We start from the raw sequence: 20,840 nt of genomic DNA, 5'->3' as shown, positions 1-20,840 counted from the left end.
ATAAGTTATACCTTAATTTTAAACACCGCTTTATTAGGGTTTTACGGTCCTAGATAACAAAAATAAAAGATACCTTATACCATAATGTTCTAAGAACAAAAGGAATAAGGTATCTTTTTATTATTTAAGGTATAAGATATTCTTTTACTAGCCTAATTTCTTCATGCCAATTTGTGCCGCGCCAATTGCACCAGCAAATTGGGATAAAGGATTCGTATCCACTGGTGCGCCAACATGCTCAGATAATACTTTTGAGAACGCCTGACTTTGGGAAAGGCCACCGGTAAACAATACAGGTTCCCCATGTTTAGGCCGTAATTTCGCATATTGCCCACTAATCCGCTTGGCAATCGCTTCTAAGGTCCCTAAAGCGATGTCTTCACGGGCTTCGCCTTTGGAGATAAGACTAATCACTTCTGACTCCGCAAAGACCGTGCACATGCTATTAATTTTAACGGGTGTGGCATCAGCCACAAAGTTATCTAGGACTTGAATTTGCTCTCCTAAAGTACCCATCATGACTTCTACGAATCGACCTGTGCCAGCAGCGCAGCGATCATTCATGTTAAAATCCAAAACGTTGCCCTGGCCATTTAAGCTAATGGTTTTACAATCCTGCCCCCCAATATCAATCACATACTGAACACCGGGATGCAGATACTCTGCGCCCTTGCCATGACAAGTAATTTCGGTGATCACTAAATCCGCCGCAACTAACTTACGGCCATAACCGGTGGTAATGAGTTGGTAGTCCGTATTGCCGGTATCGGCTTTTAAATGGGTCAAAACAGTTTCAATGGCACCTTTGGGATTACCTGCTGTGGGGACAAGGTACTTAGCCCGTAGCTGGCCATCCGCAAATAAAACGCCCTTGGTCGTGGTGGACCCGGAATCTAACCCAATGTAATCCATAACTTTAAGCCTCCAACATTTCCAAAAAGGCCGTTACCCGAGTATTGATCTGTTCAATATCCGCAGTGGAATAATCTGTTTCCAAATACATATACGGAATATGTTTTTCTTCGTTTAAGAAGCGCTTAATTTTCAAAGATTCTACTGAAAATGGTGTGCAATTTTGCAAAACCATATCCACCACCCCATCTACTTGGTAGTCATCAATCATCGTACCTAACAATTCTTTACGGGGATTGTTATTCGAAATGCAGGCACAGCCAATGTTCATATACTTATCCGTTAAAGCCTGATAAACATCAGGTTCATTTTCATCAACGAGCCGTTCCACAGCTTTAGCAACAGTACAGTTTTCATAAGCAACCACGACCCCGCCATTTTCTTCGATGGCCCGGATCACTTTTTCAGTAGCGCCACCAATTGGCGAACCAGTCACTAAAATACGAGGCTTTTTATCTAAGCGCTTGCCGGCTGCGTATTCGGCTTTAACTTTGGCTGTGGTCGTCTCTAGCATATCGATCACTTCAGCCTTATCAAACTTGTATTGAGAACCATACATCACTTGGAAAATCTCTGAGCCGCTTAGTGCTGGTGGATTCAGTTGCCCCAAACGGTAGAAATCTTGTTTAGCTTGCCGTTCACGATTCTTCAAACGAATGGCTTCGCGAATTTTATCTTCCGTGATTTCAACACCGAAAAAGTCCTCTAACTTTTCCTTAAAGCGGATCATTTCACTGCGCCAGAATTGTTTGCCGGCAACTAAATCCCGCGTGTGGGGAAGTTGCATGAGATAGGTTGGTTTAAATTCCTGCATATACTCATACATTTTAGTCTTACCGTCACACGTCGTCTCACCTACCACTAAATCAGAGAAGTAGAAATAAGGACATTTGTCCATCTTAGCAAACCCATAGCTGGCTTTGATCAAAGGACACAGATTCCGAGGTAAATCTTCTTCAGCGTCACCAATCGTTTCATCAGAGGTCGAACACAAGCTGATTTGTACAGCGCCGCCAGCTAACACCAATTCTTCAGGCATAAACGTGCAGTATACGCCGACAACTGGCTGCCCCTTTTCTTTCAAGTCTTTCACGGCTAAGAAGCCTTGTTTGCGGGCTTCACTAAAATCAGCAAAAACTTCAGGTAATTCTGTTCTTAATTCCATTTTGCTTTCTCCTTCATAGGTGGGCGAATGTGAAATAATACGCAACGATGCATTAAAAATATTCAGGAATCCTAAAAAATTGTATTTATATGTTCAGTATAAAAGTGCATCTAAACCAGGTCAACACTTATTGGAATGGGATAAAATATCGAGGGAAATCCACTAGAACTATCCATCGATAAGATTGCTCAATAATTATCTTTAGGGAAATATGGTTCCCGCCTAGTCGTTAAGTACAAATTGAGAAACGCCGAATCTGGACAGATTCTTTCCTAAGAATTTAAAGAATAAGTTATACTTTAATTCGAATTAAAGTATAACTTATTCTTTTTGTAATAATAGAAACACAGACTTGCCGCGATCCTAACCGTTTTATTTAAGGTATATATTATACCTTAAATTCAGTAATTAGATACCTTATACCATAATTATTTAAAGTATAAGGTATCTTTTATTGTGATTGTACTTTAATTGGATTGCGAATGACCGCCAAATTATTATCTGTTCACTAAATGCGCTCCAGTCAACTAATCATCTATAGGCTCCGATCAAAGTCGTTGAAAAAGCCATCAGGTTATCTCTATTATCGGCAGGTCATACCAATGACTACACGTTCTAATCTCCCATCAGAAACTATCAAAACGCTGAATATACTAAAAACAGAAAGTCCTTCAGTAGCAACTTCTGTTTCGCCAACATTAGAAAATGACTGCAAATGCTAGCTTATCATGCTGAAGATTTCTCCAGGCAAAAGGAAAATAAATACGTGCGGTATATCTTATACTTTTAATATTAAAGGTATAAGATATACATTTTTAGAAAATAGCTACCTTAATCTTATAAACGATACCTTATACTTTATGAGCCTCATGAATCCAATTATCGTTTGTTGAGGTACAAGCATTGGATAGGAATCATCTCGATTTAAAGGTATATCTTATACCTTAATTGTTAATCATATACCTTATACATTATTGAGATAAATTATACTTTATCCCTTTACCCGATAAATAATGTTTAAGTATATCTTATACCTTTCCAGATCATCGAAATCGCTGTGAGTTGTTTTATATTTAACCGTTAATAAGTCGTTACTCAAAATGAAATGGCTTATAAATCCAAATACACGGTATTACAGGATTTACCTAAGTCGCGGGTTTTTGCTTCCTAACTTAAGGTATCAGAAAATGTTTACTTACGAAAGTGAATAAGTTATACTTTTACTTGTATTCAAAAGACACTAGACAAATGGGGGATTCTTGATGACAGCAAGAGTTATGACTGTAGGTAACTTTAAGGGTGGCGTGGGCAAGACAAAAATTGTAACCATGCTTGCTTATGATAATGCGCAAGTACGGCATAAGAAAACTTTAGTCTTAGACTTAGATCCACAGGGAAACGCATCACAAGTACTCGCTAAAACTGCTAATATTGAACGGATCGATAAAACCATCACCGATGCCATCTCTTCTGGCAGTATTGCCGAATGCATCACCCCTATTATGGATAACTTGGATTTGGTCGCCTGCAATACTTCCTTTAGATCATTTAGTAAATTTGTTTTAACCAATTTCGAAAGTGAAATTGAACAAATTTCGGTGATCCGCAATCTACTTAAACCAATTAAAGAAAAATACGATTCTATTTTTATAGATGTTCCACCAACAATTTCTGAATTTTCAGATAATGCCATGGCTGCATCCGACTACAGTATTATTGCTTTTCAAACTCAAGAAGAATCCCTAGATGGTGTCAGTAAATATGTCGGCTATCAAAACTTCATGGTGGATCGCTACAATATTAACTTGCAAGTAATCGCTATCGTTGCCTGCATGATTGAACCAGACGATAATTTGGATCAAACTATTTTAAATGAAGCTAGAGAACAATACGGTGATGCCGTTTTAGATACAGTCATTACCTTCCAAAAAAGATTGAAGCGCTATTCTCGAGAGGGGATTTACTTACAAAAGAATAAAAATGGTAAGTTTGATCAGTGGGATTATAAAGCCCACGATAATTTTATCAAAATCCTAAGCGAACTAGATGCTCGAGATGCATTCTTAACTGCCAACGCTTAAGTCTGGAGGGATAACCATGGCGGAAGACAGATCAAAATTTAATACCGGCAATTTCAAAAGTGAAAGTTTTAATCAACTTGTTAAAAAACCTAAGAAAAAAGTCGAAATCAGCGGTGAAAATGAATATGGCAACGATGCTTTTAATACGGCACCCAGTGGCCTAGCCAGCTATACCACACCAAAAGAGATGCCCGGTGCCGAACCAAAAATTAAGCGCAAGCAAGGCCGACCGAAAGTGATCACCGATGATCGCTACAAGGTCAGTCTACCCAAAAAAATTTCACCAGCCTTAGAGAATAAGTTGAAGCAATTGAAAGATGCGATGCCGGAATTTCAGGAAGTCAGTGGTCGAATTAGCTTCAATCAAATTGTTGATACTCTGGCTGAATCCTACATTAAAAACCGACTACCAATGTCAAAAGAAGAGTATATTCGCTCTCAAATTGAAAACGGCTTCGATAAATTGAAGAAATCGTAAAAAAATAAAGTTTTTTTTCAAATGGAAAAACACAAAAAAGGTATAAGTTATTCCGCAAATTTCTGTGGAAAAGTATAACTTATACCTTTTTGTTTTGACTTGAAAAGTTATCCACATGTGGATAAAACCAATAGCATCAATGTTCTTATGAATAATGTATATCTTATACTTTAATTTCCGACTTAATTAACTTATACCTTAAATATAATTAAGGTATAAGTTATTCCGATATTTTTACGGTATATCTTATACCTTAAGTCGAAAAGCCTATTGTCAAGGCGTTCACAGCATGTTACATTATTCTTGTAAATAAAGTGAGCATAAAAAACGAGCTGAACTCAGCTCGAATAAAAAAAGGCTGAATATGAAAGTCCCGCTAAAAACAATCATATTCCGAAACCACATGTACACCCATGTGTCCCGTGCCTTACTGTCTAATGATTATTATAGACGGTAGAGGTTTAGTTTTCAATACCCAATATTGAATTTCTCCCAACGGACGCATTAGATCATTGTCGATCTTATCATGTGTCCGCTTTTTTTATGCTCAAGGAGGAATTTGTAAATGAGTGCAATCGACCCGGAATTTCAGGCATTATTGTATTTCAAAGACGAACAGTACCGCGCAGCATTTTGTAAATTACCCATGGTTTTGATGACCAACGAGAAATATGCTGATCTAACCAACAATGCACGGGTAGCTTATGCGTTACTAATTTCTAGATTTGAATTGTCATACCAAAATGATTGGATTGACGATTCCGGCGCCATCTATTTTTATTACACCGCCAAGAAAATGGCTGAAGACATTCATGTTTCCGAACGAACCGCCATCAAGGTTCGCCAAGAATTGGCTAAAAAAAAGTTATTAAATATTCAAAGACAAGGTTTACATAAGCCGGCACGGCTATATCTGCTTAAACCCGTGATCGACCCTAAAGATTTTAATAAAATTGATGCTTTAAAAGCACGCGCCAAAGCACCGGTTGAACCAACGCGTAATGAACTAGGTCAGCTAACCAGAGATGCAATATCCGCAGGTCAGGCAAAAACGCCGCCAAATCAAGATTCTATGTCCAGACGTGCAAAATCTGCACTTCCTGACATGCAAGATGTGCATGCTAAATATATAAATACTAATATAAAACAAGATAAACCAAACTTAGATACTAAAAAACCAGATACTTTAAATTCAGAAACTATCAAACCACCGATTTCTGACAGCTCGAACTCGCTGGACGTCGCGTTAAAACAATACGCTGATCTTGATCAGGACAATAGCGTCTTTAGTGCAGCAGCCTTTAATCTGCTAAAAGTATTGGCCCAAAACTACCAAACCACACCCGAAGCCTTAAGCAAAATTATTTTTAAGGCCAAAGACGCTGCCTTTCATGAAGTAGGTGTTTTCTCAAAATATCTAGATTTAAAAGATTTCCCTCATACCATCGAAAAAGCCTTGTACCGCGTGTTAAAGCAGGCCAAGGCTGGTAAAATTAAAAATTTAAAAAGCTATATTTATATGGCATTTCTTCAGGAATTCAACCTGCTAGTTCAAAAATATTTAGCTTGGTGCCAAGCACAACAACCTGAAGGGAACAGTGCAGATCTGCGGCCCCAACAAGCCGTAACTGAAGCGATGTTAGCTGAAATTGATATACCAAATTTTGATACGGATTTATTTTAAAAATTTACTGTTGATCTTGATCTAGTTCTGGGAACCAAATTTTAATTTCCCGTTCAGCACAGGCTACACTATCGGAACTGTGGACCACATTGCGGATTTTACCATCGGGCCATTCGCGACCGAAGTCCCCCCTGATAGTACCAGGGGCTGCTTGGGTGGGGTTTGTGATACCAGCCATGCTATGGAAAGCAACGATGACGTTGGTCCCACTGGCGATCATGGCAACGATCGGACCTTCTTTCATGTAGCTGACAATATCTGGGAAGAAGGATTTATCAACTTTATCTGGGTAATGCAGGCGTAATTGTTCATCTGTGGCTTGGGTGACTTTTAAAGCATCGATGGTATAGCCCTTACGTTCGATCCGATTGATAATTTCGCCAATATGTTGATGGGCTACACCATCAGGCTTGATTAAGATCAATGTTCTTTGTTTTCCCACTTTTAAGACCAACCTTTGCAATTATTTGTAAAACCGATAGGCCAAAGTTATGGTAGCCATTCGTTTCACCTTAAGATTATAAGTCTTTTCTCACTTTAAGAGCAACTTCTTTCAAAATATGATAGAGTCTTTGAGGCATATTTTTTATAGAAAGAGTTGGGATGTTTTGTCAAAATTTAGAATTCAAACAGTTTTACTCGTATCAATTAGTTTTATGTTGGGCTGTAATGAGTTTATGGTCGTTGGTATTTTATCGGATATCAGCAAAGCTTTTGATGTTTCATTATCCATGGCTGGGTATTTGGTGACATTATTTGCGTTAGTTTACGCGATTAGCACACCATTTATCACCATGGCCATCAGTCGTTTTAATCGCTTTAAAGCGATGTTTAGCCTGTTGTTAGTTTTCCTAGTGGGGAATACATTTAGTGCTGTGGCCCAGAGTTACACGCAGCTGATGATTTCTCGGATCATGACGGCTTTAACTGCCGGAGTTATTATTTCCTTGAGTTTAGCCATGGCCACGAACATCGCGCCGATGAATAAACGGGCATTTTTAGTTTCCTGGATTTTTTCCGGCTTCAGTATTGCGTCGGTTTTTGGCCTACCCATTGGCACTATGGTCAGTACGCATTTTGGCTGGCGTTATGCTTTTTGGGGGATCTCGGTGATCACTATTTTGGTATTGATCATGATGTATTTCTTCTTACCCCGAGATATTCCTAGTGTTCAAAGCAAATTATTGGATCAATTGGTTATTTTCAAAGATAGTCGTTTTTTATTTGGGGTCGTCATTGTCTTTAGCAGTGCTGCTGGGGCTTATGTGGTGCACACATATATTCGACCTTTATTAACCAATGTCTTAGGTTTTAGTCAGGGCAGTTTAGGGCTATTGTTGTTCATCTATGGCTTGTTATCTATTGTCAGTAATCAATTTTCCGGCTGGTTAGCTGGACGCAGCGGCTTGAAAAAAATTCCGTGGCTGTATATTTCAGAATTAGTGATTTATTTAGGCTTAGCTGCGGCATTACATGTTCAGTGGCTGGGGTTGTTGTTCTTAATGTCCATTAGTTTCACCATGTCGGTGTTAGGTTCGCCCATTCAAATTCACTTTTTGAACTTGGCGGAGGCTGAATATCCAGCGGCGTTGGTGTTGGCTAGCTCGCTACAATCTATTTTCTTCAACTTTGGGATTTCCTCTGGCTCAGCTGTTGGGGGCGTTATTGCGGCCAACGTGGGCTTTGATTATTTAGGCTATGGTGCCGGCGTCTTTGCCCTCATCGCCTTAATTTTCACATTATTATTAAATCGGCGGAATAAACAAGGCGCAAAATTGAAGTGAGAACGCTTTTCATGTTCGCCAAAATGGTGTATTTTTAAATTATTAAAACTTAAGCGGAGGTCGTTCAAAATGAAGATCATTAATGTGAATTTGAAGGTTAAACCAGGGATGCAAAGCGAATATGAACAGTTCATCAAGGATTTGGTTGAAGGTTCCTTAGCTGAAGCTGGCAATGTGTATTATGGTCACTTCCGGAAGGTCGACTCTTTTGATGAATATGAGATCATTGAACAATGGCAAGACCAAGCAGCTGTTGATTTCCACAATGAAACACCGCACTTCCAAAAATTCTTAGCCCACATTGGCGATTATTTAGTGAAAGATCCGCAAATTTTCCGCATGGATTACGAAGATTAAATTATATTTTAAAAATAAAGGTGCCTCAAAGTCGTGTTGTTGACTTTGGAGCACCTTTATTTATGGGAATAAGAAAGCCAAGACATTATTCAGCATGTGGATCATAATGGGATAACGCAGGTCTTTGGTTAAGACATAGACCGTCCCCAAAAGCCAACCAGTAGCACTGTATGCCAATAGGGCTAAACTGAATTGGGGTTCGTGGAGCAATCCGAAAATCAAGCCGGAAGTGAAAACAGCAGCAACTTTAAATGGCGTTGAATCCCGATTAAAGAAATAATTGAAAAATACCCCTCGGAGAATTAATTCTTCAATAATTGGCGCTGTTAAAATGCCAGTTGTGGCCATTAAAATTGGCGCAGTTTTGACAATTTGGTCGATAATGGTTTGATTGTCGGTACTGCTGACACCTAATAAGGTAAACAAGGGGTCAATGCCCACACTCACAGCGGCGCCAATGAGTAGCACAATCAGGTTGTACTTGGAAAAGGGCTGTAAACCGTAGTGATTGGGATTGTGGGTTTTGAGTTGGCGGCGATAGCGATTGATGAGCAACCAGATCAAAAGCCCGGCCAGCAATAGTTCGGCACCCAGAATCAGGAATTGATAGCGATGCAGCATTTTTTTTGAGAAGAAGGCATCGATTTGAGTTAGGGAATAAAGCAGGATAAAGCCGATAAAAAATATTAGGCGTTTGCTGTATAAACTAATACTGGCTAAGAGTTTTTTCATAGATAGGGTGGACCTTTCTTTGGCTAAGCATCAAGCCGGGTCAATGAAAATAGGCGGGAATCCCCTTGACTTCAGTCAGGGGAGGGATAGCCTTAACTTTTGTAGAAAGTTATTACGCCATCAGGTAGTCTGCGGTGTTGATCTCAGCAACGTTCCAATTATTTTGATGCCGGATCACTTTAAGTTCGCTTAGATTGATGTGTTTGTATTTGGAACTTATGGCCAGGTAATTGCCATCACCCGCCTTCACAAAACAACGTGCTCTACTGCTGAACCCGCTGATATTCCCCTTTTGCCCGTTAGGTAATTGCACATAGTCATTAAGATAAAAACCTCTTGAAAATTTCGTGTTTTTAGCATTACGTTTACTCGTAATATTGGGTACTTTACGGCCTTTACGAGCTGTTGCTTCGTGCAGGGAGCGTTTCTTTTTGCGGAACTGGTGAAACATCACCACAGCTGTGGGCCGTTGCGCGTTTTTTTGGATGCCGCTGATGATCACGGCGTCATTGTAATGGGCTTTTTCTAAGTCTAACTTAGCCCGGTCTAAGGTCGTCTGAGCACCATACTGAAACTTTGCTTCTGGAAAGGCGGTAAACAACCGGCGGCGCAGGATATTCATGAAGGTGGCGCCCTTTAGAGAACGGTGACTTTGAAATTTCTTAGCCTGCAAGTCATAGAGTTTGCCTCCCGGTTGATGATTGGCCAGGGAATGACAAGTAGCACAGACCGTTAGCAGGTTGCTCACTTGGTTCGTACCGCTATTGGACCGGTAGATGATGTGATGGATCTTTAGCTTTGGGTCTTTGCTCTTGCCATGACAGATCTGGCAGGTATAATTATCCCGGTCTAAGACGTATTGCTTAGCCGTTTCATAGCCATATAAGTCGCCTTGCTGATAGCCTAAGCCAGTGATACCTGGCTGGACCATTTTTGCCATGTCGAATTTGCCCACTTCGATATGCAGTTCTGTTTTTGGTAAGACCGCCTGAAATCGGCGGATCCAGTTGATGTTGTGTTGGACTTTGCTGGCTACAGAAGGCGGTAGCCAACCAGCTGATCTAGCTCGGTTCAAAAATCTTGGTTGTCGGTATCTGGTGTTACGATTCCGGCGACCACGCCGATAAATCCGCCGGGTATCCAGTAATTTTTTCACATCTTGTCGCAGGCTGACTTCGCCTTGAAATAAAACTTTATTCTGAGAAGTGACAGCCAGGCCGATATGATGCTGTCCAGAGTCAACACCAACAGCTAGGGGTTGTTTATAACCAGTTGAGACATATTTAAGCTGAATGGTAAAAGGTTCTTTTTTGATAACTTTAGCTTTGCCAGATTGTAATAACTTACGACATTTACGTTGTTTGCAGGGCATCAGTGGCTCGCCCTGGCGATTGATGACAAATACGCGATTTTGCATGATGCCCTCCTTCTGATGAGTGTTATTCGTCAGGTAAAGTGACCTGACCACGGCGTCAAGTTCATCAGACTTGAGTTCGTGAGGTTACCCTTCGACAATGTTATCAAGGCTTAACCGCTGACGAGCAGCAGCTTTCTCACGGGTTGACGGTCCCATTGACCTTAGGACTGTTTACAGCGCCCGCACAGAGCTGGGAACTAGGGTATCATTTCCAAGTGTGATCACCAAGATAACGTAGTGTCCAAAAGACGCTAAGTCTAGACAACCAGACTTGAAGTAGGCACTTCAAGCCCCTTACTTTAGTGAGGGGTCACGGTTGACTAATTTGAAATGCTTGAATTGGCTGGGGCGTAAGAAGATCAAGGCGGAGATGAGATAAAGCAGCATAATGGCGATTGATGCCACCGGGTTAGCCACGGCGGTGGCGGCATTGACGGAACCGCTGGCAATAGTGGCCATGAAGTCCAGGGAAAAATGAGTCAGCATGGGTAATAATAGACTGCCGGAGCGCAGGTAAAGGGCCGATAATAAAACCGCAAACAAGCTGACTTGGATTACTTGGACTAAGGTGGGCAATAGGGCTTGGCTGAATAAATTCACCAGGTGCGTTAAGCCAAACAAACCACTGGCAACGATGATCGGCGGCCAAATTTGGCGATAGGTGAGGTTGGCACGATTCAAGGTACTCAGGAGTTTACCAAAGACAATCCCCCGAAAGAAGTATTCTTCATAAATCGCCGCCGCCAGACCCACCCCCAGGGCTAGGCCCACTTGGGGATGCTTAGCTGTGGCTAAATTGCTTAGGCTGGTCAGGCTAAATAAAAGAAAAATCCACATTAACGGCAGTATCTTAAGGATCGAAATCTGGGGTTTCAGATAGATTTGTTGTTTGAAAAGCCAATGATTCGCCGCAAACATGGCGATGAATAAAATGGTTTCTTGCAACACCAAGTGCCACAATAAGCTCACACTGCGGGGCATGGTTAAGCCGATTAATATAACAAGCACAACTTGAAAAATAACTAACACGGTTATTTTGAGATAGGTCCGGTTCGTGTCTGACATCAGCACAGCCTCCTTTTAATTTCGTAATCTATAGCTTAAGATTATCATATTGAGAAAGCTAGACGAAATAAAACGACTACCAGCCATGAGGTGAGAAGATGATGGAATTTGAATTGAAGGGTGATCCCCAAAATGCCCAAGCCATGGCCAAATACATGCGCAACCGATTTGCTTTTTTAGGGGTCAAAACACTGGTCCGTCACGCGGCCATGAAACCCTTGCTGCAAGCAAGTCGGCGAGTGGCTAATGAAGAGGTGCTGACTTGGATCGATGATTTATACCAACGCTCAGCCAGGGAGTACCAATATGCCGCCATTGATTTGGCCACTTATCACGTGAAGCATTGGCAGTTTGCCGATATGGTGACCTTGAGCCACTATGTCAGCCAAAAAAGCTGGTGGGACTCGGTGGATAGTCTGCGCCAACTATTTGGCAAATACCTACAGTTACATCCCCAAGATAAGGACTGCTTATTTGCCTTGTTTTATCGGCATACAGATTTTTGGATGCGGCGGGTCAGTATTAATTTACAGTTGATGCAAAAGGAACTGACGGATATAGATTTGCTGACAAAGGCGATTATGTATGATCTCAATACGGATGAATTCTTTATTCAAAAAGCCATTGGCTGGTCTTTGCGCCAATATAGCAAAACAAATCCCCAGTGGGTGGCTGACTTTATGCAGACACATCCGTTAAGTCCACTAGCGCAGCGGGAAGGCAGCAAGTATTTGACTAAGTAAACCGTTACTGAGATGATTTTGAATCATCTGAAATTAGGATTATTGTATTTTAAAAGGGGGATGACGACAATCGATTTGGCAACTTTTAAGGCCACTTACTATTACAAACAAGACCTGGTGGCCATGTGTCGGCAATGGCACTTGCCTACGAATGGGACCAAAGCACAACTTAATCAATACATTGGCCAGTTTTTGTCTGGTATGCCCGTAGACCGGATTAAACCGGCTAAACGTCTAGGCAAAGTACCAGCATTAACAGTCGGAGACATCACTTTGAATACTAAATTAGTGGATTCGGGATTTAGGTTTAACGCAGCAGCTCGGCAATTTTTTGCCAATTATTTTGGGGTGCCGCACTTTTCTTTTACGAAAGGAATGGCGGCTTTGCGGCGTCAAGCTATCGCAGAACATAATCTTGATGTGACTGTCAGAGATTTAATCATGACCTACAAAGAAGGCCAATCTCGGTCAGCAGAAGTGCGTCCGCAAGCTGAGCCTGAAGAAGCTACTACCAATGGAATAACTTTGTGCGGGCCTTTTTTAAGGATCCAGCGACTCGCCAATACTGTGAGCGTTTAAAAGTGGCGGCCATTTTATGGCAGCAAATCAAACACACTCAACAGGCTAAGCTATATACACCTCAATTATTAAAAGATTACCAGACATTAATTACCCAATTTCAATAATAGGAGCTTATTTTGCCGAAACCGCAACTAAACCGGTTAATTAGATAATATGATTAAATTATGATGAGCTTTTTTTAACAAACCGCTTTGGTCCCGTTAAAAAATATGGTACGATGTACGAATATTCCCTATCTAATCAGCCCTATATATACTTGGGACTTGGATATGAATTTTGGGACATCGGAGGTTTTCATGGAAAAACGTAAGGTTCATAAAATTGGGCTCTTTCAAATCGTGATGTTAGCCCTGGGGTCATTGATTGGTTCCGGCTGGTTATTTGGCTCCTGGGAAGCATCCCGGATCGCTGGGCCAGCGGCCATCATCTCTTGGTTTATCGGCGCAGCAGTCATCGGAACAATTGCTTATAACTATGTAGAATTAGGGACCATGTTCCCGGAATCTGGGGGGATGAGCAAGTTTGCCCAGTACACCCACGGTTCCATGCTGGGGTTTATCGCTTCTTGGGCCAACTGGGTGTCACTGATCACCTTGATCCCTATTGAAGCGGTGGCTGCGGTGCAGTATATGAGTTCTTGGCCCTGGGATTGGGCTAAGTTCACCCATGCGCTTTTTGCCAAGGGGACGATCAGCAACTGGGGTTTGTTCGTGGTTTTCATATTTATTGTTATCTTTACATTGCTAAACTATTGGTCCGTTAAATTATTGACCCATTTTACCAGTTTGATTTCCGTCTTTAAAATCGGCGTGCCTTTATTGACAATTGTCATGTTGACTGTAGCTAGTTTTCACCCAGGTAACTATGGTAGTAATTTACATGAATTTATGCCTTTTGGTTCGGCCCCGATTTTTGCGGCTACGTCGGTTTCAGGGATTATTTTCTCCTTTAATGCTTTTCAAACCGTGATCAATATGGGTAATGAAGTTTTGCGGCCCCAGCGCAATATTGGCCGGGGTATTGCCATTTCTTTAGGCATTAGTGGCATCCTCTATATATTGTTGCAAAGTACTTTTGTGACGGCGCTAAGTCCTAGCATGTTGCAACATGGCTGGGCCGGGATTAATTTTAACTCACCCTTTGCAGATTTAGCAATTTTACTAGGCATTCACTGGTTATCGGTTTTACTGTATATGGATGCCTTTATTTCCCCATTTGGGACGGGGGTATCCTTTGTGGCTTCCACCGCCCGGGCGTTATATGCCATGGGCAGCAATAATCATATCCCTAAAATTGTTACCCGGATCGATCAAAAATATGGTACCCCAAGAATGGCCATGATCATCAATGCCTTGTTGAGCATGGTGATGGTTTCTGTCTTTCGTTCTTGGGCCACGTTGGCGGCGGTGATCTCCACAGCGACTTTGATTGCTTACTTAACTGGCCCCACCACAGTGATGTCTTTGCGGGTAATGGCCCCAGATTTCAAGCGGCCGGTGATGTCTAAACACATGAAATTTATGGCCCCCTTGGCCTTTGTCCTGGCCTCTTTAGCCACTTATTGGGCGAAGTGGCCCACCACCATTGAAGTGATCTTGGTTATTTTCTTGGGTTGTCCGTTTTATTTGTACTATGAGTGGCGTACCGGTTGGAAAAATACCAAAAAGCAGCTGAAGGGTAGTGCTTGGATGCTGAGTTACTTGGTATTCATCTCCATCATTTCCTTTATCGGCAGTCATGAGTTTAATGGCATTGGTTGGCTCAAATATCCTTGGGACTTTGTGGTGATCATCATTGGTTCCTTGGGGTATTATTACTGGGGCATTCACAGTCACCTGTACTCCAGTTATTTTGAACAAGCTAAAGAAATTAATAGTCATGTGCATGTGCCTAAAGACTAAGTTTAACTAGGTGTGGGATTTTCCCATGCCTTTTTTTGTGGCCGGTGATTGACGACAATTCTAGAATGGCTTAACATCAAACGTGCCAAATAGATTTTGTTGGGAGTATATAATGACTAAATTGACTAAGAAATACTGGCTGGGGTTATGTTTACTGTTGGGACTCCTGGTAATACTGCTGCCAAGCCAGACCGCGACTGCTGCCGATAAGCAGACCTTAAATGTGCAGCTGAGTCATGATTTGATCAGTTTGGATAGCGCCCAGGCTACAGATCAGACGAGTTTTGATATCATGGAGAATGCCTTTGAAGGCTTATATCGGCTGGACAAAGATAAAATCGTGCCCGCCCTAGCCAATAGGGCCCCGGTGCGCCATGGGCAGACTTATACGATTACTTTGCGAAAAAATGCTAAATGGGACAATGGTCAGTCGGTATCCGCCCAGGATTTTGTGGTGGGCTTTCAGCGCCTAGCCGACCCTAAAAATGATGCCAATATGAGTTTTTTGCTTAAGAATTTTAAAAATTATAATGCCATTCAAACCGGTGCCAAAAAGGTATCTACCTTGGGTGTTAAAGCCACGGGAAAGCATACCTTAAAAATCACCCTGGCGACGCCTATTTCCAATTTAGCGGAATTACTAACAGCGCCAAGTTTTATGCCGGTGAATACCAAGGCAGTGGTCCAATTTGGGGCGAACTACGGTAAGAGCAGTGCCACGACGGTTTATAATGGGCCCTTTACAGTGAATAATTGGGATGGTAAAAGTAATACCTTCACTTTGGTGAAAAATCCCCAGTACTGGGCTAAAAAGACCATTCATTTGCAACAAATAAATTTTATTGGCGGTAAAAATACTGCTGATGCAGTGACATTATTTCAAAATAAGCAATTAGACGTGGCTAACATCAGTGGGGCAGTTGCAAAAGACTGGCAGCACAACAAGGCTTATGCCACCCATAAAAATGGCACCGTTTGGTATTTGGCGGTGAATCAAAAACGGGCGGCTTTAAAGAATGCGGCCATTCGCCGGGCATTGTCCATGGCGATCAATCGAAAAGAAATGATTCAAATTGCCCTTCAAAATCAAGTAACCCCGGCTTTAGGGCTGACAGCCACTGGGTTTGAAGACCCCAATACCAAGGCTGATTTTACCAAGGACGTGTCCCGCCAAACGAAAGCAATCGGTACAAAATTTGCGGCTAAAACAGCCCAGACTTATTGGCAACAAGGTTTAAGCTCGGAAAAAATCAATGGCCTGACGCTAAATTTATTGACCGATGACGCTGATGCGGATAAAGCAGTGGCTGCTTATATCCAACAAGCCTTACAACATAATTTACCCGGGGCAAAAATCAACTTAAAAGTCGTGCCCTATAAAACCCGTTTACAACGCAGTTTCACTGGTAATTTTGACCTGGTGTTAACCAGTTGGCAAGCACCTTATCCGGATCCTTGGGGCAGCTTAGCAATTTTAGTGAGTGATAATAATTTGAACGTGGGCCACTGGCGCAATGTGCGTTATGACGTGCTCATGGATGGCCTTAAAACCACTGCGACCAGCAAACAACGTTATCAAAATTTAGCCCAGGCCCAACAAATATTACTGCAGGATCAAGGCATTATACCTTTGTATGAGGCTGCTGACAGTCAGTTGGTCAACACCAAGGTCAAAGGCCTTACAGCGGGTGTTGATGACTTTAGAACTGTTTCAATTGCCAAATAAGCACATTTAAAAACCGATTACTAAAGATGCGTCATGTCATCTTTAGTAATCGGTTTTATGTGTAGTGGTCAAGTTTTTAATATTTTTTGAAACCTAAATAATTATTGCGCTGTGTAGCCGCCGTCAACGACGAATTCAGAGCCTGTGGCATATTTTGATTCATTTGAAGCTAAATAAACACACATATAAGCAATATCGTCAGGTTCGCCAATATGGCCCATTGGGGTCTTAGTACGTTCAGACATGGCTTCTTCAAACCCATCTAAGGCATTTACCAATGGTGTTCTAATATAGCCAGGGTGAACTGTGTTGACCCGGACGTCTAAATCATTTAACGCACAGTGCAGTGCAGCTGACTTAGAGAAGATCCGAACGGCCCCTTTTGAAGCATTGTAAGCGGCCAAGTTAGGATCGCCTATAAACCCTTCAATCGAGGACATGTTGATGACAGAGCCACCCAAGTTTTTATTTTTCATCCGTTTGATGGCTTCACGAGTACCATAGAAAACGGCATCCAAGTTAATGGCCAGCAATCTGTGCCAATCATCAGATGTAGTGTCTTCCACGTTTTTACCAATAGCCATCCCAGAATTATTGACTAATGTTGTAACTGGACCGTAGAGCGCTTCGGCTTGATCAAAGATTTCAGCCCAACGATCTTCATTAGTAGCATCTTGTTGTAAGTAGGACACAGTATCAGCATTGCCAAGTTCTTTAGCTGCAGCATTACCAACTTCAGGATTTCGGCCGGTAATGACAACCTTAGCACCTTCGTCCACAAACCGTTTTGCAATACCATAACCAATACCCTTAGTGCCGCCAGTCACGATGGCTACTTTATGATCTAGTCTATTCATCAGAAAACCTCCAAATCAAGTATTTGTGAAAGCAGGGGGATAAAAAAGTAAACGCTTTCATGGTGATTAGTATAACGCCGATTTGTGAACCTTACAAGTTATTTTTTGAACTAAATAAATTATTTGTTTATAAATAACATGGGTCTATAAGTATTGCTATGAATGCCTTGCTTTCAAGAACAAAAACTTTTTTTAGGAGCTTGATTGGTATGGCATAATATTTTTATCGTAGGACATATTGGCTTAGTAAAGTATAACAATCAAAATATTTTGACCGGACAAAAGTATGCCGTTGAGCAAACAAAATTTATTTTATTTTTTGGCCAACGGACATATTTGTCCGATAGCCAGATCATTGAAGAAATTTGGTGATTATCATGTTAAAGCGATTGCAATTTAAAAATAGGCGGATTTTAAAACCGATTGTCCAAGACGGCGTCATGCCAGCTTGAACAATCGGTTTAAGGTGTAGTGGTTAAATTTTAAATACCAATCATTATTGGGCAGTGTAACCGCCGTCAACAACGAATTCGGAGCCAGTGGCGTATTTTGATTCGTCTGAGGCTAAATAGACACACATATAAGCAATGTCGTCGGGTTCGCCAATATGGCCTACCGGTGTTTTCGTGCGTTCAGAAACAATTGCCTCAAAACCTTCTAAGGCGTTATCGACTAAAGGTGTTGAGATATAGCCTGGGTGCACCGTATTGACCCGGACCCCTAAATCGTTTAGGGCACAATGTAGGGCAGCTGATTTAGAAAAGATTCGAACGGCTCCTTTAGAAGCTGTATAAGCTGCTAGGTTAGGATCGCCTACTAAACCGGCAATAGAGGACATGTTGATGACTGAAGCGCCGAGATCCTTATTTTTCATGCGTTTAATGGCCAGACGGGTCCCATAAAAAACCGCATCTAGATTAAGCGCCAGTAATTGGTGCCACTCATCTGAAGTGGTGTCTTCCACATTTTTGCCCAAAGCCATCCCGGAATTATTCACTAACGTTGTGACTGGACCATAAAGTGCTTCAGCTTGATCAAAGACATTAACCCAGCCGTCTTCATCAGTGGCATCTTGTTGTAAATAAGTTACAACACTCGCATCGCCAAGGGCTTTAGCCGCAGCTTGGCCGACCTCAGGGTTTCGACCGGTGATCACGACCCTCGCGCCTTCGTCCACAAACCGTCTAGCGATACCATGTCCGATACCCTTTGTACCACCGGTTACGATTGCTACCTTATGATCTAGTCTGTTCATTAGAAAACCTCCATTCGATTTTAGGGAAAGCATTAGGGCTATGGAAAACGCTTTCACAACAATAGCGTAACTTATCTTTGTGAATCTGACAAGTATTTTATTTTGGCCTAAATAAATTATTTTTGATATATAACGTGTATCTGGAAGTATTGGTGTCACTGGCTTGCTTTCAAGAACATGAATTAATTTAAGAAAAATAATTAGTATGGCTTAATATTTTTTTCGTATGGCATATTGACTTAGTGAAGTGCAAAAGTTAAAATATTTTAATAATTACAAAAAAATATTTAGACTGACAAAAATAAATTTATTTGATTTTAAGTTTCCTAGTATATTTGTCTGATGAATATTTTGTGTCACGCTATAATGTAAGCGCTTTATAGGCCTTGATGTTTAAAATAGTCGGATTTGCGGTTAGATTACGTTGAGGTCTACCAGTTGGTTATTTGACGCCATGGGGTTTGAGTCGTTACTTTAGGAACATATTTGGCACTGACTAAGGACAATCGACAGCTTTTTCACAACAAGACCGATAATTGAAGGGAGTTTAGCAAGTATGGATGTTATCACAAAGGATTGGTCCAGCTCGAAGTATTTGAAACTCTGGTTAAATGTCTCCATCTGTGTGCCCACGTTTCTCGTTGTTGAAACATTAGCGGCATTTAAATGGCCGTTCATGACGATTTTAACCGTCGTTTTGGCGGGTTCGGCCGTCATGGGTGTTCTATGTGGCATCATGGGGGTATTAGGTCGCCGGACGCAAAAGAATTTTGTGACCTTGATCAGCGACGTTTTTGGTAAGAAATTCAGCAAGTTCTTTTATGTATTACGGGGCTTGGACTGTGCGGGCTGGTATGGCATCAATATCGCCGCCGCAACACAACTGATCGTCAATTTGATCACGGTGGTTACTGGTGTGAAGGTCAGTAATCCGATTTTTATCGGTATTTTCTTAGTGCTGTTAGTGGGCAATGCAGTCATCGCCCAAAGTTCGGGCGGGCTACAGCGTTTGTTGACCATCACCTTGTGCGTACTGATCCCTGGTATCGTCATTATCTTGTTCCAAATGGGCGGTCGGGTATTTGCCAATGCCAACTTCTTTGTGAACAGCCAAGGCTTAGTTTTTCGGGATGTTATCGGTAATATCTGTGTGGTAGCAGCTTATTGGAATGGTTTTGCCTTGAACATGTTTGATTTCGGGCGCAATGCTAAAAGTGATAAGTCGGCTTTTTGGGGTAATTGTGTGGGGATCGTTTTAGGGATGGGCGCCATGACAGTGATTGCCGCCATCTTTGCCATTCAATCCTTTATGACCACCGGCAGTTACAACTGGAATTTGAGTCACTCCCTACTACATGTGTCTTCTTCCGTGCCGATTCATATCTTGGTGGTGGTGGTCTTCTTGATGTTCATGATCTCCACCAACTCAGTAGCCAATTATTACCCAGCGATTCAATGTCTCAAGGCGATCATGACCAAATCCCGCAACAGCATCAACATGGCCATTTTCTTAGTAATTAGCAGTGCCATCACCCCATTTTTCTTAAGTTCTAGTACCAGTCAACTGGCCTATTATTGGATCAACTTGTGTGGGACCGTGTTAGCACCGTTGTTAGCCGTGTTGATTTGTTACATCATTTTGGCCAAATATCACACCGTCAATGCCGACCAATATAAATGGATTTATATTGTTTGGACCAGTGCTTATATTGGCATCGAATTGGTGACCCTGTCGATTTTGAGTTATTTATGGATCATTGCCATTATCGGGATCTTTAGTACGGTTACGATTTTGCATCGCCTGGGCCAACATGCGCAAAAGACCAATTTGGTGGATGGCGATCTATAATGCCACTAGGCAATTGCTTGAAAGTCAGTTATGGATTAAAGCGCTGTCCTTGACAAATGTTAGAATATGATTAAGAATAGTCTCATATTGTTATAACATGAAATTCAAACATGTTGAAGAGCAGAGGTAAATTTCGAGTTTAAGAGAGCTTTCGGTTGGTGTGAGGAAGTAATTTTGGAATTTATCAGATGGGCTTGGAATGGGACTGGGGTCAAAACCAGTCACGGCGTTGTCTCCGTTAATAGATAAAGC

General features: G+C 41.6%; 18 protein-coding genes. 10 read left to right on the top strand and 8 right to left on the bottom strand.

What is annotated here, in order from left to right; all coding sequences use genetic code 11:
* Positions 1–147: 147 nt before the first annotated feature.
* The gene (locus FC83_RS14625; protein WP_035452604.1) at positions 148–912 is read right to left on the bottom strand and encodes an acyl-CoA dehydratase activase; all 765 of its coding nucleotides are present in this window, start codon (positions 910–912) and stop codon (positions 148–150) included.
* Positions 913–916: 4 nt separating this feature from the next.
* On the bottom strand, positions 917–2,077 hold the full coding sequence (locus FC83_RS14620; RefSeq protein WP_035452602.1) for a double-cubane-cluster-containing anaerobic reductase: 1,161 nt from the start codon (positions 2,075–2,077) through the stop codon (positions 917–919).
* Positions 2,078–3,339: 1,262 nt separating this feature from the next.
* On the opposite strand from FC83_RS14620, the gene FC83_RS14615 reads away from it, so the two are divergent.
* The 3 genes from FC83_RS14615 (at position 3,340) to FC83_RS14605 (ending at position 6,320) form a co-directional block, all read left to right on the top strand.
* A complete protein-coding gene (locus tag FC83_RS14615) occupies positions 3,340–4,158 on the top strand; it encodes a ParA family protein (protein ID WP_035452600.1) in 819 nt (272 codons plus the stop codon).
* Between the two features lie 16 nt (positions 4,159–4,174).
* The gene (locus FC83_RS14610; RefSeq protein WP_035452598.1) at positions 4,175–4,636 is read left to right on the top strand and encodes a hypothetical protein; all 462 of its coding nucleotides are present in this window, start codon (positions 4,175–4,177) and stop codon (positions 4,634–4,636) included.
* Between the two features lie 565 nt (positions 4,637–5,201).
* Positions 5,202–6,320: a replication initiator protein A gene (locus FC83_RS14605; protein ID WP_057002936.1), complete on the top strand. Its 1,119-nt coding sequence runs from the start codon at positions 5,202–5,204 to the stop codon at positions 6,318–6,320.
* A gap of 4 nt (positions 6,321–6,324) precedes the next feature.
* Here FC83_RS14605 and ndk read toward each other — a convergent pair whose 3' ends face one another.
* Positions 6,325–6,762 carry a nucleoside-diphosphate kinase gene (gene ndk, locus FC83_RS14600; protein ID WP_035452593.1) on the bottom strand — a complete coding sequence of 146 codons (438 nt, stop codon included), beginning with the start codon at positions 6,760–6,762 and terminating at the stop codon, positions 6,325–6,327.
* 166 nt (positions 6,763–6,928) lie between these two features.
* On the opposite strand from ndk, the gene FC83_RS14595 reads away from it, so the two are divergent.
* Both FC83_RS14595 and FC83_RS14590 read left to right on the top strand, forming a co-directional pair.
* The gene (locus FC83_RS14595) at positions 6,929–8,104 is read left to right on the top strand and encodes an MFS transporter (protein ID WP_057002935.1); all 1,176 of its coding nucleotides are present in this window, start codon (positions 6,929–6,931) and stop codon (positions 8,102–8,104) included.
* Between the two features lie 69 nt (positions 8,105–8,173).
* Positions 8,174–8,461, top strand: coding sequence for a putative quinol monooxygenase (locus FC83_RS14590; RefSeq protein ID WP_035452591.1), 288 nt, complete (start codon positions 8,174–8,176; stop codon positions 8,459–8,461).
* Positions 8,462–8,521: 60 nt separating this feature from the next.
* On the opposite strand, the gene FC83_RS14585 is transcribed toward FC83_RS14590, so the two are convergent.
* The 3 genes from FC83_RS14585 to FC83_RS14575 form a co-directional block, all read right to left on the bottom strand.
* Positions 8,522–9,193 carry a CPBP family intramembrane glutamic endopeptidase gene (locus tag FC83_RS14585; protein WP_052004615.1) on the bottom strand — a complete coding sequence of 224 codons (672 nt, stop codon included), beginning with the start codon at positions 9,191–9,193 and terminating at the stop codon, positions 8,522–8,524.
* A 112-nt stretch (positions 9,194–9,305) separates the two neighbouring features.
* The gene (iscB, locus tag FC83_RS14580; protein WP_035452588.1) at positions 9,306–10,610 is read right to left on the bottom strand and encodes an RNA-guided endonuclease IscB; all 1,305 of its coding nucleotides are present in this window, start codon (positions 10,608–10,610) and stop codon (positions 9,306–9,308) included.
* Positions 10,611–10,904: 294 nt separating this feature from the next.
* Positions 10,905–11,675, bottom strand: coding sequence for a CPBP family intramembrane glutamic endopeptidase (locus FC83_RS14575; RefSeq protein ID WP_035452585.1), 771 nt, complete (start codon positions 11,673–11,675; stop codon positions 10,905–10,907).
* A gap of 98 nt (positions 11,676–11,773) precedes the next feature.
* Between FC83_RS14575 and FC83_RS14570 the strand changes: the two genes are divergently transcribed.
* The 4 genes from FC83_RS14570 (at position 11,774) to FC83_RS14555 (ending at position 16,627) form a co-directional block, all read left to right on the top strand.
* Positions 11,774–12,418 (top strand): DNA alkylation repair protein, encoded by a 645-nt coding sequence (locus FC83_RS14570; protein ID WP_035452582.1) that lies wholly within the window; start codon positions 11,774–11,776, stop codon positions 12,416–12,418.
* 60 nt (positions 12,419–12,478) lie between these two features.
* Positions 12,479–12,997, top strand: a complete 519-nt coding sequence (locus FC83_RS14565; protein ID WP_235184269.1) for an SAP domain-containing protein — start codon at positions 12,479–12,481, stop codon at positions 12,995–12,997.
* Positions 12,998–13,296: 299 nt separating this feature from the next.
* Positions 13,297–14,901 (top strand): APC family permease, encoded by a 1,605-nt coding sequence (locus tag FC83_RS14560; protein WP_035452579.1) that lies wholly within the window; start codon positions 13,297–13,299, stop codon positions 14,899–14,901.
* Positions 14,902–15,013: 112 nt separating this feature from the next.
* Entirely contained in the window at positions 15,014–16,627 is a 1,614-nt protein-coding gene (locus tag FC83_RS14555) for a peptide ABC transporter substrate-binding protein (RefSeq protein ID WP_057002934.1), read from the top strand.
* 101 nt (positions 16,628–16,728) lie between these two features.
* Here FC83_RS14555 and FC83_RS14550 read toward each other — a convergent pair whose 3' ends face one another.
* The gene (locus tag FC83_RS14550) at positions 16,729–17,487 is read right to left on the bottom strand and encodes an NADP-dependent (R)-specific alcohol dehydrogenase (protein WP_057002933.1); all 759 of its coding nucleotides are present in this window, start codon (positions 17,485–17,487) and stop codon (positions 16,729–16,731) included.
* Positions 17,488–17,980: 493 nt separating this feature from the next.
* Positions 17,981–18,739: an NADP-dependent (R)-specific alcohol dehydrogenase gene (locus FC83_RS14545; RefSeq protein ID WP_235184268.1), complete on the bottom strand. Its 759-nt coding sequence runs from the start codon at positions 18,737–18,739 to the stop codon at positions 17,981–17,983.
* Between the two features lie 556 nt (positions 18,740–19,295).
* Between FC83_RS14545 and FC83_RS14540 the strand changes: the two genes are divergently transcribed.
* Positions 19,296–20,588: a cytosine permease gene (locus tag FC83_RS14540; protein ID WP_057002932.1), complete on the top strand. Its 1,293-nt coding sequence runs from the start codon at positions 19,296–19,298 to the stop codon at positions 20,586–20,588.
* Positions 20,589–20,840: the final 252 nt, after the last annotated feature.

It is taken from the genome of Agrilactobacillus composti DSM 18527 = JCM 14202, assembly GCF_001436375.1.
GTDB lineage: Bacteria > Bacillota > Bacilli > Lactobacillales > Lactobacillaceae > Agrilactobacillus > Agrilactobacillus composti.
Note: the sequence above shows the minus strand (reverse complement) of the source record. Positions and strands in the feature narration are given on the sequence as shown.